Raw genomic sequence first — 19,312 nt, 5'->3', positions numbered from 1 at the left:
CTAGCGCGTACCCCGTTCGCTACTTTCGATCCGCAAGCGGCGGTCTTGCTGCAAGCGCAGCTTTTCCGGCCGGTTCCTCGCCCTTCGTTCCGTCTTCCCATGCGCCGCTGCGGCGCCGCGGGACGCTCTGCGCGAGGATGCACGAGCCCGGCCGCATCGGCCGGCACCGTGTGGCACCCGTTGGCGTATCCGGGGGAGGACTCGACTCGGAGATTCTCTCTTGTTGCCGTCTCTCTTTCCCGAGACTACCCCCGCGATACTGGCTCTTGCCGACGGTACGGTGTTTCGCGGCATCTCTATCGGCGCGCCCGGCCATACGGTCGGCGAAGTCGTCTTCAATACTGCGATCACAGGGTACCAGGAGATCGTTACCGATCCCAGCTACAGCGGCCAGATCGTCACGCTCACCTATCCGCACATCGGCAATGTCGGCATCAACGACGAAGACAGCGAGGCCGCCAAGGTCTTCGCCGCCGGGCTGGTGGTGCGCGATTACTCGCTGATCGTGTCCAATTTCCGTTCGCAGCGTTCGCTGTCCGATTACCTCGTCGATCAGGGCGTGGTGGGCATCGCCGGCATCGATACGCGCAAGCTGACCCGCATCCTGCGCGACAAGGGCGCGCAGAACGGCTGCATCTACGTCGGCACCGACGAGCGGGAGGCGCTGCGCCTGGCGCGCGAACTCCCCGGCATGTCCGGGCTGGACCTGGCCAAGGTGGTGTCGGTCGAGCAGCGTTCCGACTGGACCGAGGGCATCTGGCGCCTGGGCGAAGGCCACGCGCCCGAGGGCGACGGCCGTTTCCATGTCGTCGCCTACGATTTCGGCGTGAAGTGGAACATCCTGCGCCTGCTGGTGGACCGCGGCTGCCGCGTGACCGTGGTGCCGGCCCAGACCTCGGCCGCCGACGTGCTGGCCCTGAATCCCGACGGCGTGTTCCTGTCCAACGGCCCCGGCGATCCCGAGCCTTGCGACTACGCCATTGAGGCGACGCGCGTGTTCCTGCAGCGCAAGATCCCGGTGTTCGGCATCTGCCTGGGACACCAGTTGATGGGCCTGGCGCTCAACGCCAAGACGCTGAAGATGAAGCTGGGGCATCACGGCGCCAACCATCCGGTGAAGGACGTGACCACCGGCCGGGTGTTCATCACCAGCCAGAACCACGGCTTCGCCGTCGATCCGGAGACCCTGCCGACTACCGCGCGCGTCACCCACGTGTCGCTGTTCGACGGTTCGCTGCAGGGCTTCGAGCTGACCGACCGGCCCGCGTTCTGCTTCCAGGGCCATCCGGAAGCCAGCCCGGGGCCCCACGACATCGTCGTGTTGTTCGACAGGTTCGTGCAGTTGATGCAAAACAATAAGCAGCAAGGTTAAGCCGCGTCATGCCCAAGCGTACAGATATTCAAAGCATTCTCATCATCGGCGCCGGCCCGATCGTCATCGGCCAGGCGTGCGAGTTCGACTACTCCGGCGCGCAGGCGTGCAAGGCGCTCAAGGCCGAGGGTTACAAGGTGATCCTGGTCAACAGCAACCCGGCCACCATCATGACGGACCCGGAAACGGCCGACGTCACCTACATCGAGCCCATTACCTGGCAGGTGGTCGAGAAGATCATCGAGAAAGAGCGCCCCGACGCGCTGCTGCCCACCATGGGCGGCCAGACCGCGCTGAACTGCGCGCTCGACCTGGACAAGCACGGCGTGCTGGCCAAGTACGGCGTCGAGCTGATCGGCGCCAACGCCCACGCCATCGAGAAGGCCGAAGACCGCCAGAAATTCAAGGAAGCGATGACCAGCATCGGGCTGGAGTCGGCCAAGTCCGGCGTCGCCCATTCCATGGACGAGGCCTGGGTCATGCAGCGCCGCATCGCCGAGCAGACGGGCACCAGCGGCTTCCCCGTGGTGATCCGCCCCAGCTTCACGCTGGGCGGCACCGGCGGCGGCATCGCCTACAACGCCGAGGAGTTCGAGACCATCTGCCGGCGCGGCCTGGAGGCTTCGCCCACCAGCGAACTGCTGATCGAGGAGTCGCTGGTCGGCTGGAAAGAGTTCGAGATGGAGGTCGTGCGCGACAAGGCCGACAACTGCATCATCGTGTGTTCGATCGAGAACCTTGACCCCATGGGCATCCATACCGGCGACTCGATCACCGTGGCGCCCGCGCAGACGCTGACCGACAAGGAATACCAGCTGATGCGCAACGCCTCGATCGCGGTGCTGCGCGAGATCGGCGTCGATACCGGCGGCTCCAACGTGCAGTTCTCGGTCAACCCGGCCAACGGCCGCATGATCGTGATCGAGATGAACCCGCGCGTGTCGCGTTCGTCGGCGCTGGCGTCCAAGGCCACCGGTTTCCCGATTGCCAAGGTCGCGGCCAAGCTGGCCGTGGGCTACACGCTCGACGAGCTGCGCAACGACATCACCGGCGGCGCGACCCCGGCCTCGTTCGAGCCGACCATCGACTACGTGGTCACCAAGGTGCCGCGTTTCGCTTTCGAGAAATTCCCGCAGACCGATTCCCACCTGACCACCCAGATGAAGTCGGTGGGCGAGGTGATGGCCATCGGCCGCACGTTCCAGGAATCCTTCCAGAAGGCGCTGCGCGGCCTGGAAGTGGGCGTGGACGGATTGAACCAGAAGACCACCGACCGCGAGCGCATCGAGGTCGAGCTGGGCGAGCCCGGCCCCGAGCGCATCTGGTACGTGGGCGATGCCTTCGCCCAGGGTTTCTCGCTGGAGGAAGTGCACCAGCTGACCCACATCGACCCGTGGTTCCTGGCGCAGATCAAGGAAATCGTCGACATCGAGCTGGCGCTCGAGAAAAAGACGCTGTCCGACCTGGACCGCAACACCATCTGGCAGCTCAAGCGCAAGGGCTTTTCCGACCGCCGCCTGGCCTACCTGCTGGACACGACCGAGACGGAAGTGCGCAAGCTGCGCCACCAGTTCGACGTGCGGCCGGTGTACAAGCGCGTCGATACCTGCGCCGCCGAGTTCGCCACGCACACCGCCTATATGTACTCGACCTACGAGGAAGAGTGCGAGGCCAACCCGACCGACAAGAAGAAGATCGTCGTGCTGGGCGGCGGTCCCAACCGCATCGGTCAGGGCATCGAGTTCGACTACTGCTGCGTGCATGCCGCCATGGCGCTGCGCGAGGACGGGTTCGAGACCATCATGGTCAACTGCAACCCCGAGACGGTCTCGACCGACTACGACACCTCCGACCGCCTGTACTTCGAGCCGCTGACGCTGGAGGACGTGCTGGAGATCGTCGACAAGGAAAAACCCGTCGGCATGATCGTCCAGTACGGCGGCCAGACGCCGCTGAAGCTGGCCAAGGCGCTGGAGGCCAACGGCGTGCCCATCATCGGCACCAGCCCCGAATCCATCGACATCGCCGAAGACCGCGAGCGCTTCCAGAAGCTGCTGCACAAGCTCGGCCTGCGCCAGCCGCCCAACCGCACCGCGCGCACCGAGGCCGAGGCCCTGGCGCATGCGCAGGAGATCGGCTATCCGCTGGTGGTGCGCCCCAGCTACGTGCTGGGCGGCCGCGCGATGGAAATCGTGCACGAGCAGAAGGACCTCGAGCGCTACATGCGCGAGGCCGTCAAGGTGAGCAATGACTCCCCCGTGCTGCTCGACCGTTTCCTGAACGACGCCATCGAAGTGGACGTCGATTGCCTGTCCGACGGCAAGCGCGTGTTCATCGGCGGCGTGATGGAGCACATCGAGCAGGCCGGCGTGCACTCGGGCGACTCCGCCTGCTGCCTGCCGCCGTATTCGCTCTCGGCCGACCTGATCGAGGAAATCAAGCGCCAGACCGGCCTGATGGCGCGCGCACTGAACGTGGTCGGCCTGATGAACGTGCAGTTCGCGATCCAGGCCGGCACGGTCTACGTGCTGGAAGTGAACCCGCGCGCCTCGCGCACCGCGCCCTTCGTGTCCAAGGCGACGTCGCTGCCGCTGGCCAAGATCGGCGCGCGCGCCATGGCGGGCAAGTCGCTGGACGAGCAGGGCATCGGCCAGGAGATCGCGCCCAAGTACTTCTCGGTCAAGGAAGCCGTGTTCCCGTTCGTGAAGTTCCCGGGCGTGGATACCATCCTGGGCCCCGAGATGAAGTCCACCGGCGAAGTCATGGGCGTGGGCTACAGCTTCGGCGAAGCCTTCGTCAAATCGCAGCTGGCTGCCAGCGTGCGCCTGCCCGAGAGCGGCACGGCCTTCATCAGCGTCAAGAACGAGGACAAGGGCCGCGTCATCGCCGTGGCGCGCGGCCTGCACTCGCTGGGCTTCGCGCTGGTCGCCACGCGCGGCACGGCCGCGGCCATCGAGGCCGCCGGCATCCCCGTCAAGGTCGTCAACAAGGTGACCGAGGGCCGCCCCAACATCGTCGACATGGTCAAGAACGGCGAGGTGTCGCTGGTGATCAATACGGTAGAGGAGCGCCGCAACGCGATTGCCGATTCGCGCGCGATCCGCGTCGCGGCCCTGGCCTCGCGCGTGACCTACTACACGACGGCGGCCGGCGCCTGGGCGGCGGTGGAGGGCATGCAGTACATGCGCCAAGGCGCGGGCCTGCAGGTCTATTCGCTGCAGGAGCTGCACCAGTCGGTGGCCTGAGCGCCAAACGCAGGGACGTTTTTCCACTGGTTGTTGCCCCGGGCGGCGCCATGACGAAGGTTGTCATGGCGCCGTTCGCTGTTTTACCCTTGAAGACGCAGGATCCCATTGCCAATCTTTCGAGGGGAAGCCGATGTTCGAGACCACGCCGCAGATGGCTTACATGCGTGACCAACTGGTCGGTTGGGGGCCCAGGATATTGCTGGCCATTGTCATCCTGGTCGCCACGTACTTCATTGCGCGCGCACTGAGGTGGGGCGTGGTGCGGATCGTCGGGGCGATTCCCTTTTTCGCGCGCGGTGCCGGGCGCTCGGGCGAAGCGCTGACGTCATCGCTGGGCGCGCTGGTCTACTGGCTCATCTGGCTGGTCGGCCTGCTGGCCGCGATGCAGCCCCTGGGCCTGACCCAGGCCATGGAGCCGATCAACGCGCTGACCCACCAGGTGTTCGCCTATGCGCCCCAGGTGATCGGCGCGGCGCTGATCTTCTTCGTCGGCCTGATCTTCGCGCGGATCGTGCGCAACATCGTCGAAGCCGCGCTGGGGGCCATCCGCGTCGAACGCCTGCTGGGCCGCCTGGGCCTGTGCACGCCCCCCGCCGAGCCGGTCATCCTCTCGGATCCCGCCGCGCCGGCGTCGTGCATGTCGCTGGTGCGGGTGTGCGGCGCCGTGGTTTTCACGCTGATCATCATTCCCGTCTCGATCGCGGCCCTGCAGACGCTGGGCATCTCGTCCATCGTCACGCCTTCGGTCGCCGTGCTGCAGACCGTGCTGGAGGCCATCCCCCGCGTCATTGCCGCGGCCTTGCTGCTGGCGATCGCCTTCGTCATTGCGCAGTGGGTGCGCCAGCTGATCGCCAATACGCTGGCTTCGCTGGGCTTCGACCAGGCGCTGGGCAGCCTGGGCGGGCTGAGCGCGACCACCCGGCCCTCGGCGGTGGCGGCGATGATCGCGCTGATCGCGATCATGCTGTTCGCGGCGGTCGAAGCCGCCAGCCTGCTGGCCTTCGACTCGGTGGCGGTCATGCTCACGCAGGTAACCGAGCTGGGCGGCCACGTGGTGTTCGGCAGCGTCATCATCCTGGTGGGCGTGATCATGGGCCGCATCGTCGCCCGCGTGGTGGGCGATTCCGTCGGCGAGAGCGGCCTGCCGTCCATCCTGAAGTACGCGGTGATCGCGCTGGCGGTGGCCATCGGCCTGCGCTTCATGGGGCTGGCCAACGAGATCGTCAATCTCGCCTTCGGGCTCATCCTCGGCTCCGCCGCGGTGGCGTGCGCGCTGGCCTTCGGCCTGGGCGGCCGCGAGACGGCGCACCAGCTGTTGCAGAAATGGGTCGCGGACTGCCTGGCCAGCCGGCGCCGCACGCCCCCGCCGGGCGAGGGCCAAGGCGAATGACGCGCCGGGGAGCGGCGGCTCGAGCTCCCGTTCCCCGCTGCAGCCGGGCAGCCGCCCGGCGGGTCATTCCTGCAAGGCGCGGGCCGCCGTGATCGGGTCGCCCTCCAGCGAGACGGAGGCGCGGCCGTCCGGCCCGACCGGGACCTCTCCGCCCAGCGTAATGCGGAACAACTGCCGGTCGAAGTCGGTCGCGAAGATGTCCTGCGGCGCGAGGTGGGCGGTCGAGCGGTTGTCCCAGAATGCGATGCTGCCGGGTTCCCATTTGAAGCGCACCGTGAATTCCGGCCGGATGGCATGCTCGAACAGTAGTTCCAGCAAGACCTGGCTCTCGCGCGGCGCGAGCCCCGCGATGCTCTGCAGGAAGGTCGGGCTGATCAGCAGGGATTTTTCACCCGTTTCCGGGTGGACGCGCACCAGCGGGTGCTCGGTCAGCAGTGGCCGCCGCTGGATTTTGTTGACGAAGTCGTCCGTGGCGACGGACCCTTGCGGCGCCGTGTAGCGATGCAGGCCGCGCAGTCCATCGACGAAACGGCGCAGCGGTTCGGACAGCGCCTGGTAGGCCGCCGCCAGGTTGGTCCACTGGGTGTCGCCGCTGTAGGGCGGAATCACCACGCCGCGCAGGATGGAAGCGAAGGGCGGGTTGATGGCCGCGGTCACGTCCGTGTGCCAGCCCGACCAGGGGCGGACCAGTTCCGTGCCCTGGTAGCGCGCTTTCTTGCGGTTCCGCGAGACGGGATAGATCTCGGGGTAGTCGGCCTCGAAGCCGAACACGGGATGGCCGATGGTGGGCTCGCCGAATTGCCTGGCCAGCGCGACGTGCTGGGCGTGAGACAGAGGCTGGTCGCGGAAGAACAGTACTTTCCATTGCAGCAGCGCGCTGCGTATGTCCGCGACCTGTTCCGGCGCGAGCGGCCGGCTCAGGTCCGCGCCGCGTATTTCAGCGCCGATGTGGGCCGACTGGGGCAGGACGTCGATGGTGGACGGACGGAGGGCGGGAACGGCGCTCATGGGATCTCCTTGGCTTGCGGTGCGATCGATTCTAGGTAAGCGTCCGCGGTATCCCAACGGCATTTTCGACATATCCAAATGCCGCCTCTCATCTGGGCGGGGTGCCGCTTCCTAGGGGTAACCCTCAGTGTTTTCAACCGTAAAGTTGCCGCTGGACGCTTGCACGTACCCCGAAGTTTGCGGACAATCTAACCTGATCGCCCCGGTTCCTGATCGAGCCGGGGTTTTATTTTTCTTCCGCCATCCTGCGCCTTGCCGCGCCTGGGGCCGGCCGTGCCGGCTCCCTCCTTCGGAGGCGGATCCCAACAGACGTAGAAAGGAAGTACACATGGCTGCCATTCCGCTGACCTCGCGCGGTGCCGAGCGCCTGAAACAGGAACTGCATCGCCTGAAAACGGTAGAGCGTCCCGCCGTGATCACCGCGATCGCCGACGCGCGCGCCCAGGGCGACCTGTCCGAAAACGCCGAATACGACGCCGCCAAGGAAAAACAGGGTTTCATCGAAGGCCGCATCCAGGAACTGGAGGCCAAGCTGTCCAATGCCCAGATCATCAACCCGGCCGAACTCGACGCCGGCGGCCGCATCGTCTTCGGCGCCACCGTCGACCTGGAAGACCTAGAATCCAGCGAAAAAGTCACCTACCAGGTGGTAGGCGACGACGAAGCGGACATCCGCGCCAACATGATCTCCGTCTCCAGCCCCATCGCCCGCGCCCTGATCGGCAAATCCGCCGGCGACGTCGCCGAAGTGCAAGCCCCCTCCGGCATCCGCGAATACGAAGTCCTGGATGTGAAGTACATTTAGACCCCCTACGCCCTTACGCGCGCCCCCCGAGCGGGCGAGGCGAGCGGACCGGCAAAGCCGGATCCACCGCCTCCTGGGTCTGGGAAGGTCGTCTTGGGTCAGGTAAACCTGGCCTCACGCAGGCGAATGTTGACAACGGGAACAGCGGATCCGGCTCCGCCGGTCCGCCAGTTCCGCCCCCTGGGGGGCGCGCGTAAGCGCGTAGGGGGTTACTTCTTCCTTGCGCCGGCGCGCAAGGAAAGGGAGCTGCCGGTGCGGCGGGCGGAGGTCTTCTTGGCGGCGCCGAGCGTGGAGCTCAGGCCGCTGGGACGGCGCGGCGGGGTGGTGCGGGCGGCGCCTCGGCGCGATCCGGTTTCTTCGTGCGTGGACGGGCGCTGGCGCTTGTCGGTGCCGAGATAGCGTTCGCGGGCGGTCAGGCCGGTTTCGCGCTCGGGGCGGGCCGGACGCTCGCCGCGCGGGGCGCGCGCTTCCGAGGCGGGCTTGCCGACCACGGCCAGCTTCTTGGGCAGGTGGGCCTCGCCGGATTTGCGGGCGCCGGTGCCGAGCGTGGCGACGTCGGATTTGATCTTGCGGCCACCGAGCACTGCCGTGGCGTCCGGATCGCGTTCGGTGGGGCGGAACAGGATGAAGATCTTGCCCAGGTGGTGGACGGGCGCGCAGCCCACGGCGTCGCAGATCTGGTAGAGCAGTTCGTCGCGCGCGGCGCGGTCTTCGCCGCCGGCACGGACCTTGATCAGGCCGTGGGCGGAAAGGTTGCGGTCGATTTCCTGCAGCACCGCGTCACTGAGGCCTTTGTCGCCGATGAGGACGACGGGCTTGAGCGGGTGGGCAGCGGCCCGAAGGGCGCTGCGCAGTTGGGTATTGATGTCAAGGACTGGCATGTCGCGATTGTACGGGAGCCCGAGGCCGGACGCGAGGGCGTTCCGCCCCCCGCGCGCTTCGCGCGTCCAGTATGGCGGGTCCCAGCCGCCACGCGGCAATCCCCCCGAGGGGGCGGCGCAGTGCCCCGGGGCGGCCGGTGGCATTTTTTATTGTTTATTCATGGAATGACCTCGGGAAAACCCGGGAAAATATGGCCAAGAACAAGTTTTCGAAGAACTGGTTGCACCAGCACATCAACGACCCCTATGTGAAGCTCGCGCAACAAAAGGGCTACCGGGCCCGGGCCGCTTTCAAGCTGACCGAGATCCTGGAGACCGAAAAGCTGCTCAAGCCGGGCGACGTGGTGATCGACCTCGGGTCTGCGCCCGGCAGCTGGTCGCAGGTGGCGCGCGAGCGGCTGGCGGGCGCGCAGGGCGTGATACGAGGCCGCATCATCGCCCTCGACCTGCTGCCCATGGAGCCCGTCGCCGGGGTGGAATTCATCCAGGGCGACTTCCGCGAAGAGGAAGTGCTGCTGCAACTGGAGTCCTTGCTGGGAAATCAGCCGGTAGACCTTGTGATTTCCGATATGGCCCCCAATCTATCCGGCGTCGGGAGTGCAGATTCCGCCCGGATCCAGCACGTATGCGACCTGGCGCGGGAGTTTTCGCAGGCCCATCTGAAGCCGGACGGGGCGCTGATCGTGAAGGCTTTCCACGGCAGCGGGTTTTCCCAGATCGTACAGAGTTTCAAGCAGACGTTTCGCCGGGTGGTGGAGCGCAAGCCCAAGGCCTCCCGGGATAAATCTTCGGAAACCTTCCTGGTAGGCGTCGGGCTGAAGAATCCCGGCGGCGGACAATAGTAGAATCGGACATAGTGTCCGATCGGGCCGGATTTTTCCGGCAGGTCGACCGATCGGCAATCAAGTAGGAGATCGGCCTTGAACAATATGTTCTCCAAAGTTGCGATCTGGATGGTGATCGCTTTTGTCCTGTTTACGGTCTTCAAGCAATTCGAGGGCCGCACCCGTCCCCAGGACGCCGTGTCCTATTCCCAGTTCATGGAAGAGGCCAAGGCAGGGCGCATCCAGAAGGTCGACATCCAGGGCGACGTGCTGGGCGTCACGCCTGCGGACGGTCGTCCCTACACCATTACGTCCCCCGGCGATCTCTGGCTGGTGAGCGACCTGATGAAGTACGGCGTCCAGGTCTCGGGCAAGGCCAAGGAAGAGCAGTCGCTCTTCATGAGCATCTTCGTGTCCTGGTTCCCGATGCTGCTGCTGATCGGCGTGTGGGTGTTCTTCATGCGGCAGATGCAGGGCGGCGGCCGCGGCGGCGCGTTCAACTTCGGCAAGTCGCGCGCCCGCATGCTGGACGAGAACTCCAATACCGTGACCTTCGCCGATGTCGCCGGCTGCGACGAAGCCAAGGAAGACGTCCAGGAACTGGTCGATTTCCTGCGCGATCCGTCCAAGTTCCAGAAACTGGGCGGCCGCATTCCGCGCGGCGTGCTGATGGTCGGCTCGCCCGGCACCGGCAAGACGCTGCTGGCGCGCGCCATCGCCGGCGAGGCCAAGGTGCCGTTCTTCAGCATTTCCGGTTCCGACTTCGTCGAAATGTTCGTCGGCGTGGGCGCGGCGCGCGTGCGCGACATGTTCGAGAATGCCAAGAAGCATGCTCCGTGCATCATCTTCATCGATGAAATCGACGCGGTCGGCCGCCAGCGCGGCGCCGGCCTGGGCGGCGGCAACGACGAGCGCGAACAGACGCTGAACCAGATGCTGGTGGAAATGGACGGTTTCGAAACCGGCCAGGGCATCATCGTGATCGCCGCCACCAACCGTCCCGACGTGCTCGACCCGGCGCTGCTGCGCCCGGGCCGCTTCGACCGCCAGGTGGTCGTGCCCCTGCCCGACATCCGCGGCCGCGAGCAGATCCTGAAGGTCCACATGCGCAAGGTGCCGGTCGCCACCGACGTCGATGCCACCATTCTCGCGCGCGGCACGCCCGGCTTCTCGGGCGCCGACCTGGCCAACCTGGTCAACGAGGCCGCGCTGTTCGCCGCGCGCCGCAACGGCCGTACCGTGGACATGCTCGATTTCGAGAAGGCCAAGGACAAGATCATCATGGGCGCGGAGCGCCGCTCCATCGTGATGCCCGAGGAAGAGCGCCGCAATACCGCCTACCACGAGTCCGGCCACGCCATCGTCGCCAAGCTGTTGCCCAAGACCGACCCGGTGCACAAGGTCACCATCATCCCGCGCGGCCGTGCGCTGGGCGTGACCATGCAGCTGCCCGAGGGCGACCGCTACAGCATGGACAAGGACCGCATGCTGAACACGATCGCGGTGCTGTTCGGCGGCCGGATCGCCGAGGAAATCTTCATGAACCAGATGACCACCGGCGCCTCCAACGACTTCGAGCGCGCCACCCAGATCGCGCGCGACATGGTCACCCGCTACGGCATGACCGATACCCTCGGCCCCATGGTCTACGCCGAGAACGAGGGCGAGGTCTTCCTGGGCCGCAGCATCACCAAGACCACCCAGGTGTCGGAAGCCACCATGCAGAAGGTGGACGCCGAGATCCGGCGCATCATCGACGAGCAATACACCGTGGCGCGCAAGATCCTGGAAGACAACCGCGACAAGGTCGAGACCATGACCAAGGCGCTGCTCGAGTGGGAAACCATCGACGTCGACCAGATCAACGACATCGTCGACGGCCGCCCGCCGCGTCCGCCCAAAGTGTCCGACTCGGCCGATGCGCCGCCGAACAACCCGCCGAGCACCGGCGGCGTCGCTCCCAACGCCACTGCTCCAGCCTGAGTTCGCTCAGCGATTGACCATGCCAGCCTATTGACGGAAATCTTCCGCCAATAGGCTGTGTTTTTTCCAGCGCTCCACCGAGTTCTGCATGTCCGAATTGCGTTGCGGTCGTTTTAATCTGGATTTGTCTCGGCCCTTGGTCATGGGCATCCTCAACGTCACGCCCGATTCCTTTTCCGATGGCGGCAGGAATCTTGCGTTCGACGCCGCGGTTGCGCACGCCCGCCAATTGATCGACGAGGGCGCCGACATGCTGGACATCGGCGGCGAATCGACGCGGCCGGGGGCTGCGCCGGTGCCGCTGGACGAAGAGCTCGCGCGGCTGCTGCCGCTGATCGAGGCGCTGCGCGGCTGCGGGGTGCCGCTGTCCATCGATACCTTCAAGCCTGCCGTGATGCGCGCGGTGCTGGACGCCGGCGCCGACATGATCAACGACATCTACGGCTTCAGGCAGCCGGGCGCGATCGAGGCGGTGGCGCGGGGAACCAGCGGCCTGTGCCTGATGCACATGCAGGGCGAGCCGCGCACCATGCAGCAGGCGCCGGTCTACCGAGACGTCGCGGGCGAAGTGTCGGCCTTCCTGGATGCGCAGGCGCAGCGGCTGCTGGCGGCCGGCATCGCGCGCGAACGCATCTGCCTGGACCCGGGCTTCGGTTTCGGCAAGACCGCGCCTCACAACTACGAATTGATGCGCCGCCTGCCCGAGGTGGGGGCGCTGGGCTACCCGCTGCTGGTCGGCGTGTCGCGCAAAACCATGATAGGCGCCGTCACCGGCAAGCCGGTGGACGACCGCGTCAGCGGCAGTATCGCAGGGGCACTGGCCGCGGTCGCGCGGGGCGCGGCCATCGTCAGGGTCCATGACGTGGCCGCCACGGTGGACGCGCTCAAGGTCTGGCGCGCCGTCGAGTCCTGGAGCGATTGACGCCGCCCGGAGCGCGGGGAACGCGGCAAGACGGCCGAAAAAGAAACAACAACAAAGAGGGCAACCGGCAATGGTTGGAAAACGCAAGTATTTCGGCACCGACGGTATTCGAGGCAAAGTGGGGGCCAGGGTCATCAACGCGGAATTCGCGCTCAGGCTGGGCTACGCCGCTGGCAAGGTGCTGACGGACACCCATCACGAAGGCAGCCGTCCGGTCGTGCTGATCGGCAAGGACACCCGTATTTCCGGCTACATGCTGGAGTCCGCGCTGGAAGCAGGCCTGTCTGCCGCCGGCATCGACGTGCTGCTGGCCGGCCCCATTCCCACGCCGGGCATCGCCTACCTGACCCGCGCGCTGCGCCTGTCGGCGGGCATCGTGATCAGTGCCTCGCACAACCCGTATTACGACAACGGCATCAAGTTCTTCTCCTCCGCCGGCATGAAGCTGCCCGACGAGGTCGAACTGGCCATCGAGGCGGCGCTGGACGAGCCGGTGGGATGCGTGGCGTCCGAGAAACTCGGCCGGGCCCGCCGCCTGAACGATGCCGCCGGCCGCTACATCGAGTTCTGCAAGAGCGGGTTCCCCAACGACCTGGATCTGTCCGGGCTCAAGGTCGTGGTCGATGCGGCGCATGGCGCGGGATATCACATCGCCCCCGATGTGTTCAGGGAACTGGGTGCGGTGGTCAGTTGCATAGGCTGCACGCCGAACGGGCTGAACATCAATGAAGGCGTGGGCGCCACGCACATGGATGCCTTGGCGCAGGCCGTTTCGGAGCAGGGCGCCGACGTCGGCATCGCGCTGGACGGCGACGCCGACCGTTTGCTGATGGTGGACCGCTCGGGCCATCGCTACAACGGCGACGAGCTGCTCTACGTCATCGTGGCGGACCGCCTGCGCCACGGGCCGGTGGCCGGCGTGGCCGGCACCCAGATGACCAACCTGGCGCTCGAGCACCGCCTGGCGGAAATGAAGATCCCCTTTGGGCGCGCCGCGGTGGGCGACCGCTACGTCCTGGCCATGCTGCAGAAGAAGGGCTGGCTCTATGGCGGCGAAAGCTCCGGCCACCTGCTCTGCCTGGACCGCCACACCACAGGGGACGGCATCGTCGCGGCATTGCAGATCCTGGCGGCGGTGCAGCGCGAAGGGCGTCCGCTGGCGGAGCTGATGGATGGCTTGACGCTGTATCCCCAGAAACTGGTGAACGTGCCGCTGACACCCGGCGTAGACTGGCATGACCACGCCGGTTTGGCGCGCGCGCGGGAGGACGTGGAACGGGAATTGCAAGGCCGTGGCCGGGTGCTGATCCGGGCCTCGGGTACCGAGCCCAAGCTGCGGCTCATGGTGGAGGCCTCCGACGAACGGCAGGTCGATGCGTGCCTGGAGAAGCTCTCCGCGAGTTTGAGATAGTCCCCTTACGCGCCGAGCCAGTCGCGTCGTTGGGGGCAGCGCGCTGAGCTGTCAAGCGGTGGTCATTTGCGGCGAGCACAATTCGGGGATCTACGATGATCTTGCAGGCTCCTTCCATGAATCTTCTTCTCTGGCGCCATGCCGAGGCCGAGGACGGCCAGGACGACATGGCGCGCGAGCTGACTCGGCGCGGCCGCAAGCAGGCCTCCGCCATGTCGGCCTGGTTGCATGCGCATGCGCCGTCCGGTCTGCTGGTGATGGTCAGCCCGGCCGTGCGCACGCGGCAGACCGCCGACGCGCTGGACCGCGAGTACCAGGTCGTGCCGGACCTCGCTCCGGAAGCCGAGCCGGCGCACGTGCTGGCTGCCGTCGGCTGGCCGCTGTCGCCCCGGCCGGTGCTGGTGGTCGGCCACCAGCCCACCCTGGGGCGGGTCGCCAGCACCTTGCTGGCGGGACAGGATCTGCCCTGGACGCTCAAGAAGGGCGGGCTCTGGTGGCTGGCGCGGCGCCAGCGCGACGAGGATTTCCAGACCGTCCTGCGGGCCGTGGTCAATCCGGAGTTCATCTAGCTCCGGCATAGGGCATTGCGGCCGGAAGAAGCGGTGCCCTTGGCTCGTCTTCCCCGGCCCGCCCTGATTTTGCAAGCAAGCTGGTGCCCGGAACCGGTGTCATGGTACGGTCATCATGCTGTCAAAGACGTGAAACGCGCAGCACCGACACTCGCCTTACTTGTCAAGGAGTGTGCATATGCTCGAATTCACCCGCATCGAAGCGCCTCGAAGCCCGGCCAGCGGCCTGGATGACGGTCCCGTCCTGGCAGTCGGGCTGGCTCGGTCCTGGGAAGAGGTCAGGCAGGCGCAACGCCTGCGCTACGAAGTTTTCACCGAAGACATGGGGGCCGTGTTCCCCGGCGCGGTGGGCGGCATTGACGAAGACCGGTTCGACGCCTGGTGCGAACACCTGATCGTGCGCGAACTGGACACCGACCGCGTGGTCGGCACTTACCGCATTCTCGCTCCCGAGCAAGCCCGCCTGGCGGGTGGATACTATTCCGAATCGGAGTTCGACCTATCCGGGCTGGCGCCCATCCGCAGCGAACTGGTCGAGTTCGGCCGTTCGTGCACGCATCGCGACTATCGCAGCGGCTCGGTGATCATGCTGCTGTGGTCCGGCCTGGCCGAGTTCCTGCGCCGTTCCGGACACCGCTACGTGTTCGGCTGCGCCAGCGTGAGCCTGCGCGACGACGGCGCCACGGCCGCCGGCGTGTACCGCTCGGTGGCCTCGCACATCGAGTCGGCGCGCGAGCTGCGCGTGACGCCGCTGCACGGCCTGCCCATGGAGCGGCTCGATTGCCGCCTGCCCGTGCGCGTGCCGCCGCTGATCAAAGGCTACCTGAAGACGGGCGCGCGCGTCTGCGGCGAGCCGGCCTGGGACGCCGATTTCAACACGGCGGATTTTCCGATGCTGTTGTCCATGGATGCCCTGGACGACCGCTATCGCCGCCACTTCGGTTTGGATACCCACACCTCCAGGCAATCATGATGCGCCCGGCATCGCTCGTGCCCGCCGCAGCGGGCGGCCGGCGCCTGGCCAGCACGCGCCGGCGTGCGAAGCTGCGGCGGCGCGTACGCCGCCTGGGCGTGCGGGTGCTGAGCCGGCTGACCCGGCGGGTGCGCTCAGAGCTCAAGCAGCTCGAACGTGAATCCTACCTTGCGCCATTCTGATTCTTCGGCGCGCAGCGTGAAGTCGGTGAGCGGATGCGCGCGCATCCAGGCCGCGGCGGCCTTGACGATGAGGGAATGGCCCTTGAGCGAAACCGCGATGGGCAGCGGGCCGACGTCTTCGCGCCGGCGATAGAGGATGGCGGCGAGCCGCAGGCACAGGATGGCGATCCATTGCTCCTCGTGGGCGACGAGTTCTTCCAGCTTGGCCAGCTTGCCCTGGTGGCTCAGCGCCAGCAGCGCCAGCAGGGATTGGTCCTGGCGGGAGAACCCCGGCATGTCGGCATGTTCCAGGATGTAGGCCGTGTGCTTGTGATAGGTATTGTGCGCGATCGAGAGGCCGATCTCGTGCAGATCGGCCGCCCAGCCCAGGATGCGCGTCAGTTCGCCCTGGTCGGGGGCGGGCGAAGGCACCAGCTGCCTGAACAGCTCCAGGGCCGTCTGGCGCACGCGCGCGGCCTGGGCCTTGTCGGTCTTGTAGCGGCTCATGAACTGGCGCACGGTATCGTCGCGCTTGTCGAACGCCGAGTCGCGTCCGGCCAGGTCGTACAGCACGCCTACCCGCAGCGCACCGTCCGCGGTGCGCATCGACTCGATGCCCAGTTCGTCGAAGATCGCGCTCATGATGGCCAGGCCGCCGGGCAGCACCGAAATGCGGTCGGGTTTGATGCCGGCCAGCTGGGCGCGCTCGACCGTGCCGGCCTTGATCAGCCTGTCCTTGAGCTTGTCCAGGCCGCGCCGCGTGATGCCCTGGTCGGAGAAGCCCGACTCGGTGAGGATCGCGCCCAGCGCCTTGGCCGTGCCGGACGAGCCGTAGGCTTCCTGCCAGCCCGCCTTTCGGTATTGCTTGGCGATGACTTCGATCTCGCGGCGCGCCGCCATCTCGGCCTGTTTCATGGTGTGGGCGTCGACGATGCCGGCGGGAAAGTGGGCGCGGCTGAAACTGACGCAGCCCATGTACAGCGATTCCATCAATTCCGGCTCGAAGCGGCGGCCGATGATGAATTCGGTCGAGCCGCCGCCGATGTCCACCACCAGGCGCTTGTCGACCGACGGCGGCAGCGAGTGCGCCACGCCGGCGAAGATCAGCCGGGCTTCTTCGCGGCCGGCGATGACTTCGATGGGAAAACCCAGGGCTTCTTCCGCCTGGGGCAGGAATTCCGCGACGTTGCGGGCGACGCGGAAGGTGTTGGTGGCGACGGCGCGCACCCGTTCGGGGTGGAAGCTGCGCAGGCGCTCGCCGAAGCGTCGCAGCACTTCCAGCGCGAAGGCGGCGGTCGGCGCGTCCAGGGTTTTGTCGGCGCGCAGGCCTGCGGCCAGCCGCACGGTTTCTTTGAGGCGGTCCACCGGGTAGATCTGCACCGCGTCGCCGGATTCGACGATGCGGCCGATCACCAGCCGGAAACTATTGGAGCCGAGGTCGACGGCGGCAAGCAACTGGGTCATGGGTGCGGGATAGTGGACGCGTAACCACGAAAGAATAGGGCGCTTCGATGACAGAATGGTTGCACTGTCATAAGGTAGTCATCATTTTGACGCAAGAATAGCGCTTCGAGATTCGATAACGACGCTGCGGATATTCCATGGTTGCCCGATTGCCTGCCAAAGACCGGTTCCTGAACCGCGAGCTTGCCTTGCTGAAGTTCAACGAACGGGTGCTGGCCCAGGCCGAGGACGAGCGCACCCCGCTGCTCGAGCGCCTGCGCTTCCTCTGTATCGTGGCCTCCAACCTGGACGAATTCTTCGAGATACGCGTGGCCAGCCTGCACGAACAGGTGCGCCAGAACCCTTCGGTCCGGGGTCTGGACGACCGCACGCCGGCCGAGGTGGCCGAGCGCGTGTCGCAAGCCGCCCATGAACTGGTGCGGCGCCAGTACGCGCTGCTCAACCAGGAGGTGTTGCCGCGCATGCAGGCCGAGGGCATCGTGCTGCACATGGCGCAGAGCTGGACGCCGGCGCAGCGGGCCTGGGCCCACGAGGTATTCCGGCTGGACGTGATGCCGCTGCTCACTCCCATCGGGCTGGATCCGGCGCATCCTTTTCCGCGGGTGTTCAACAAGAGCCTGAACTTCGCAGTCCAGCTGTCGGGCCGCGACGCCTTCGGCCGCAACGCCGCCATCGCCATCGTGCAGGCGCCGCGCGCGCTGCCGCGCCTGATGCAAATGCCTCCCAGGCTGTCCGGCCATCCCCACGGCTACGTCATGCTGACCTCGTTCATGCAGGCTTTCGTGGGCGATCTGTTTCCCGGCATGACGGTGGAAGGGTGCTACCAGTGGCGCCTGACGCGCAATAGCGACCTGTTCGTCGACGACGAGGAAATCACCAATCTGCGCCAGGCGCTGCAGGGCGAACTGACGCAGCGCCACTTCGGCGACGGCGTGCGGCTCGAACTGGCCGATTCCAGCCCGCCCGAACTCGAGCGTTTCCTGCTCAAGGAGTTTTCGCTCTCGCCCGCCGACGCCTATCGCGTGAATGGTCCGGTGAACCTGGCACGCCTCATGCAGCTGGTCAACGGCATCAACCGGCCCGATCTGAAATTCCCCCCGTTCCGCGCGGCGGTGCCCGCGCCGTTCGACCAGCGCAGCCTGGCGCCGGAGGCCTTGTTCAAGGCCATCGCCGAGCAGGACCGCCTGCTGCACCATCCCTACCAGTCGTTCCAGCCCGTCATCGATTTCCTGACCGCGGCGGCGGCCGATCCGAACGTCGTGGCGATCAAGCAGACCATCTACCGCACCGGCGAGGATTCCGAACTGATGCGGCTATTGCTGGCGGCGGCTCGGTCGGGCAAGGAGGTGACCGTGGTGGTGGAACTGATGGCGCGCTTCGACGAGCAGACCAACATCAACTGGGCGGCGCGTCTGGAAGAGGTGGGGGCGCACGTGGTGTACGGCGTGGTAGGCCACAAGACGCACGCCAAGATGGCGCTGGTGCTGCGCCGCGAGCGCGGCCGCATCCGCCGCTACGGCCACCTGGGCACCGGCAATTACCATCCCAGCACGGCCCGGCTGTATACCGACTTCGGCCTGTTCACGGCCGATCCGCGCATGTGCCTGGACATGGAGCAGATTTTCTCCCAGCTCACCGGCCTGGGCGCGCGCCGCCAGCTCAAGTGCCTGCTGCAGGCGCCGTTTTCGCTGCATGAAACCATGGTGGCGATGATCCGGCGCGAAGCCCGCCACGCCCGCGCGGGCAAGCCGGCCCGCATCATGGCCAAGATGAACTCGCTGCTCGAGCCCTCCATCATCGAAGAACTCTACAAGGCCAGCCGCGCCGGCGTGCGCGTGGACCTCGTCGTGCGGGGCGTCTGCACGCTGCGCGCCGGCGTGCCGGGCCTGTCCGAAAACATCACCGTGCGCTCCATCGTCGGCCGCTTCCTCGAGCATTCGCGGGTGTTCTATTTCCTGAACGGCGGCCTGGAATCGGTGTACCTGTCCTCGGCGGACTGGATGGACCGCAACTTCTTCCGGCGCATCGAAGTGGCCTATCCCGTCACCGACAAGGCCCTGAAGAAGCGGGTCATCGACGAGGCCTTCACCTTCGCGCTGCGCGACAACCAACTGGCATGGCAGCAGCAGCCGTCCGGCGACTACGTCCGGGTCCGCTCGCGCCGCCAGCCGTTCAGCCTGCATGCCCATCTGATGAAGACGCTGGTCGGCTTCGACGAAACGGTGCAGTAGCGCAGGCCGCCTCGTTCGCGCGTACGGCCAGGCCCGCGCCCGCTACGGTCGCCGCCCGCGCCCCTACAAT

At 66.5% G+C, this 19,312-nt stretch carries 15 protein-coding genes; 12 read left to right on the top strand and 3 right to left on the bottom strand.

Annotated features, from left to right (window positions below):
* The first annotated feature begins 220 nt into the window (after window positions 1–220).
* The 3 genes from carA (at window position 221) to PIGHUM_RS17580 (ending at window position 6,010) form a co-directional block, all read left to right on the top strand.
* Window positions 221–1,372: a glutamine-hydrolyzing carbamoyl-phosphate synthase small subunit gene (carA, locus tag PIGHUM_RS17590; RefSeq protein WP_124080943.1), complete on the top strand. Its 1,152-nt coding sequence runs from the start codon at window positions 221–223 to the stop codon at window positions 1,370–1,372.
* A gap of 8 nt (window positions 1,373–1,380) precedes the next feature.
* Entirely contained in the window at window positions 1,381–4,617 is a 3,237-nt protein-coding gene (gene carB, locus PIGHUM_RS17585; RefSeq protein ID WP_124080941.1) for a carbamoyl-phosphate synthase large subunit, read from the top strand.
* 133 nt (window positions 4,618–4,750) lie between these two features.
* The gene (locus PIGHUM_RS17580; protein ID WP_222929274.1) at window positions 4,751–6,010 is read left to right on the top strand and encodes a mechanosensitive ion channel; all 1,260 of its coding nucleotides are present in this window, start codon (window positions 4,751–4,753) and stop codon (window positions 6,008–6,010) included.
* Window positions 6,011–6,073: 63 nt separating this feature from the next.
* On the opposite strand, the gene PIGHUM_RS17575 is transcribed toward PIGHUM_RS17580, so the two are convergent.
* Window positions 6,074–7,018 carry a TauD/TfdA dioxygenase family protein gene (locus PIGHUM_RS17575; RefSeq protein WP_124080939.1) on the bottom strand — a complete coding sequence of 315 codons (945 nt, stop codon included), beginning with the start codon at window positions 7,016–7,018 and terminating at the stop codon, window positions 6,074–6,076.
* 328 nt (window positions 7,019–7,346) lie between these two features.
* Here PIGHUM_RS17575 and greA point away from each other — a divergent pair, with 328 nt between their 5' ends.
* Window positions 7,347–7,823 (top strand): transcription elongation factor GreA, encoded by a 477-nt coding sequence (gene greA / locus PIGHUM_RS17570; protein ID WP_124080938.1) that lies wholly within the window; start codon window positions 7,347–7,349, stop codon window positions 7,821–7,823.
* A 209-nt stretch (window positions 7,824–8,032) separates the two neighbouring features.
* Here greA and PIGHUM_RS17565 read toward each other — a convergent pair whose 3' ends face one another.
* On the bottom strand, window positions 8,033–8,704 hold the full coding sequence (locus PIGHUM_RS17565; protein WP_124080936.1) for a YhbY family RNA-binding protein: 672 nt from the start codon (window positions 8,702–8,704) through the stop codon (window positions 8,033–8,035).
* A gap of 191 nt (window positions 8,705–8,895) precedes the next feature.
* Between PIGHUM_RS17565 and PIGHUM_RS17560 the strand changes: the two genes are divergently transcribed.
* The 7 genes from PIGHUM_RS17560 (at window position 8,896) to PIGHUM_RS17530 (ending at window position 15,568) form a co-directional block, all read left to right on the top strand.
* On the top strand, window positions 8,896–9,546 hold the full coding sequence (locus PIGHUM_RS17560) for an RlmE family RNA methyltransferase (RefSeq protein ID WP_124080934.1): 651 nt from the start codon (window positions 8,896–8,898) through the stop codon (window positions 9,544–9,546).
* A 78-nt stretch (window positions 9,547–9,624) separates the two neighbouring features.
* Window positions 9,625–11,511 (top strand): ATP-dependent zinc metalloprotease FtsH, encoded by a 1,887-nt coding sequence (gene ftsH / locus PIGHUM_RS17555; protein WP_124080932.1) that lies wholly within the window; start codon window positions 9,625–9,627, stop codon window positions 11,509–11,511.
* Window positions 11,512–11,599: 88 nt separating this feature from the next.
* The gene (folP, locus tag PIGHUM_RS17550) at window positions 11,600–12,433 is read left to right on the top strand and encodes a dihydropteroate synthase (protein ID WP_124080931.1); all 834 of its coding nucleotides are present in this window, start codon (window positions 11,600–11,602) and stop codon (window positions 12,431–12,433) included.
* Between the two features lie 70 nt (window positions 12,434–12,503).
* On the top strand, window positions 12,504–13,844 hold the full coding sequence (gene glmM, locus PIGHUM_RS17545; RefSeq protein WP_124080929.1) for a phosphoglucosamine mutase: 1,341 nt from the start codon (window positions 12,504–12,506) through the stop codon (window positions 13,842–13,844).
* A 116-nt stretch (window positions 13,845–13,960) separates the two neighbouring features.
* A complete protein-coding gene (locus PIGHUM_RS17540) occupies window positions 13,961–14,413 on the top strand; it encodes a SixA phosphatase family protein (RefSeq protein ID WP_124080927.1) in 453 nt (150 codons plus the stop codon).
* 178 nt (window positions 14,414–14,591) lie between these two features.
* Window positions 14,592–15,386, top strand: a complete 795-nt coding sequence (locus PIGHUM_RS17535; RefSeq protein WP_124080925.1) for a GNAT family N-acetyltransferase — start codon at window positions 14,592–14,594, stop codon at window positions 15,384–15,386.
* On the top strand, window positions 15,383–15,568 hold the full coding sequence (locus PIGHUM_RS17530) for a hypothetical protein (RefSeq protein WP_124080923.1): 186 nt from the start codon (window positions 15,383–15,385) through the stop codon (window positions 15,566–15,568). Before PIGHUM_RS17535 ends, PIGHUM_RS17530 begins: the two co-directional genes overlap by 4 nt.
* Here PIGHUM_RS17530 and ppx read toward each other — a convergent pair.
* Window positions 15,521–17,011, bottom strand: a complete 1,491-nt coding sequence (gene ppx, locus PIGHUM_RS17525; protein ID WP_124080922.1) for an exopolyphosphatase — start codon at window positions 17,009–17,011, stop codon at window positions 15,521–15,523. The two genes, PIGHUM_RS17530 and ppx, sit on opposite strands and share 48 nt — an antisense overlap.
* 137 nt (window positions 17,012–17,148) lie before the next feature.
* On the opposite strand from ppx, the gene ppk1 reads away from it, so the two are divergent.
* The gene (gene ppk1, locus PIGHUM_RS17520; RefSeq protein ID WP_124080920.1) at window positions 17,149–19,242 is read left to right on the top strand and encodes a polyphosphate kinase 1; all 2,094 of its coding nucleotides are present in this window, start codon (window positions 17,149–17,151) and stop codon (window positions 19,240–19,242) included.
* The last annotated feature ends 70 nt before the right edge of the window (window positions 19,243–19,312 follow it).

It is taken from the genome of Pigmentiphaga humi (assembly GCF_900606115.1).
Taxonomy (GTDB): Bacteria; Pseudomonadota; Gammaproteobacteria; order Burkholderiales; family Burkholderiaceae_B; genus Pigmentiphaga; species Pigmentiphaga humi.
This window is presented reverse-complemented; position numbering and strand designations above follow the sequence as displayed.

Bases quoted from the DNA above. Each gene is read 5' to 3' on its own strand.
- carB (WP_124080941.1), top strand. From the start codon at position 1,381: ATGCCCAAGCGTACAGATATTCAAAGCATTCTCATCATCGGCGCCGGC.
- PIGHUM_RS17580 (WP_222929274.1), top strand. From the start codon at position 4,751: ATGTTCGAGACCACGCCGCAGATGGCTTACATGCGTGACCAACTGGTC.
- PIGHUM_RS17575 (WP_124080939.1), bottom strand. From the start codon at position 7,018: ATGAGCGCCGTTCCCGCCCTCCGTCCGTCCACCATCGACGTCCTGCCC.
- greA (WP_124080938.1), top strand. From the start codon at position 7,347: ATGGCTGCCATTCCGCTGACCTCGCGCGGTGCCGAGCGCCTGAAACAG.
- PIGHUM_RS17565 (WP_124080936.1), bottom strand. From the start codon at position 8,704: ATGCCAGTCCTTGACATCAATACCCAACTGCGCAGCGCCCTTCGGGCC.
- PIGHUM_RS17560 (WP_124080934.1), top strand. From the start codon at position 8,896: ATGGCCAAGAACAAGTTTTCGAAGAACTGGTTGCACCAGCACATCAAC.
- folP (WP_124080931.1), top strand. From the start codon at position 11,600: ATGTCCGAATTGCGTTGCGGTCGTTTTAATCTGGATTTGTCTCGGCCC.
- glmM (WP_124080929.1), top strand. From the start codon at position 12,504: ATGGTTGGAAAACGCAAGTATTTCGGCACCGACGGTATTCGAGGCAAA.
- PIGHUM_RS17540 (WP_124080927.1), top strand. From the start codon at position 13,961: ATGAATCTTCTTCTCTGGCGCCATGCCGAGGCCGAGGACGGCCAGGAC.
- PIGHUM_RS17535 (WP_124080925.1), top strand. From the start codon at position 14,592: ATGCTCGAATTCACCCGCATCGAAGCGCCTCGAAGCCCGGCCAGCGGC.
- PIGHUM_RS17530 (WP_124080923.1), top strand. From the start codon at position 15,383: ATGATGCGCCCGGCATCGCTCGTGCCCGCCGCAGCGGGCGGCCGGCGC.
- ppx (WP_124080922.1), bottom strand. From the start codon at position 17,011: ATGACCCAGTTGCTTGCCGCCGTCGACCTCGGCTCCAATAGTTTCCGG.
- ppk1 (WP_124080920.1), top strand. From the start codon at position 17,149: ATGGTTGCCCGATTGCCTGCCAAAGACCGGTTCCTGAACCGCGAGCTT.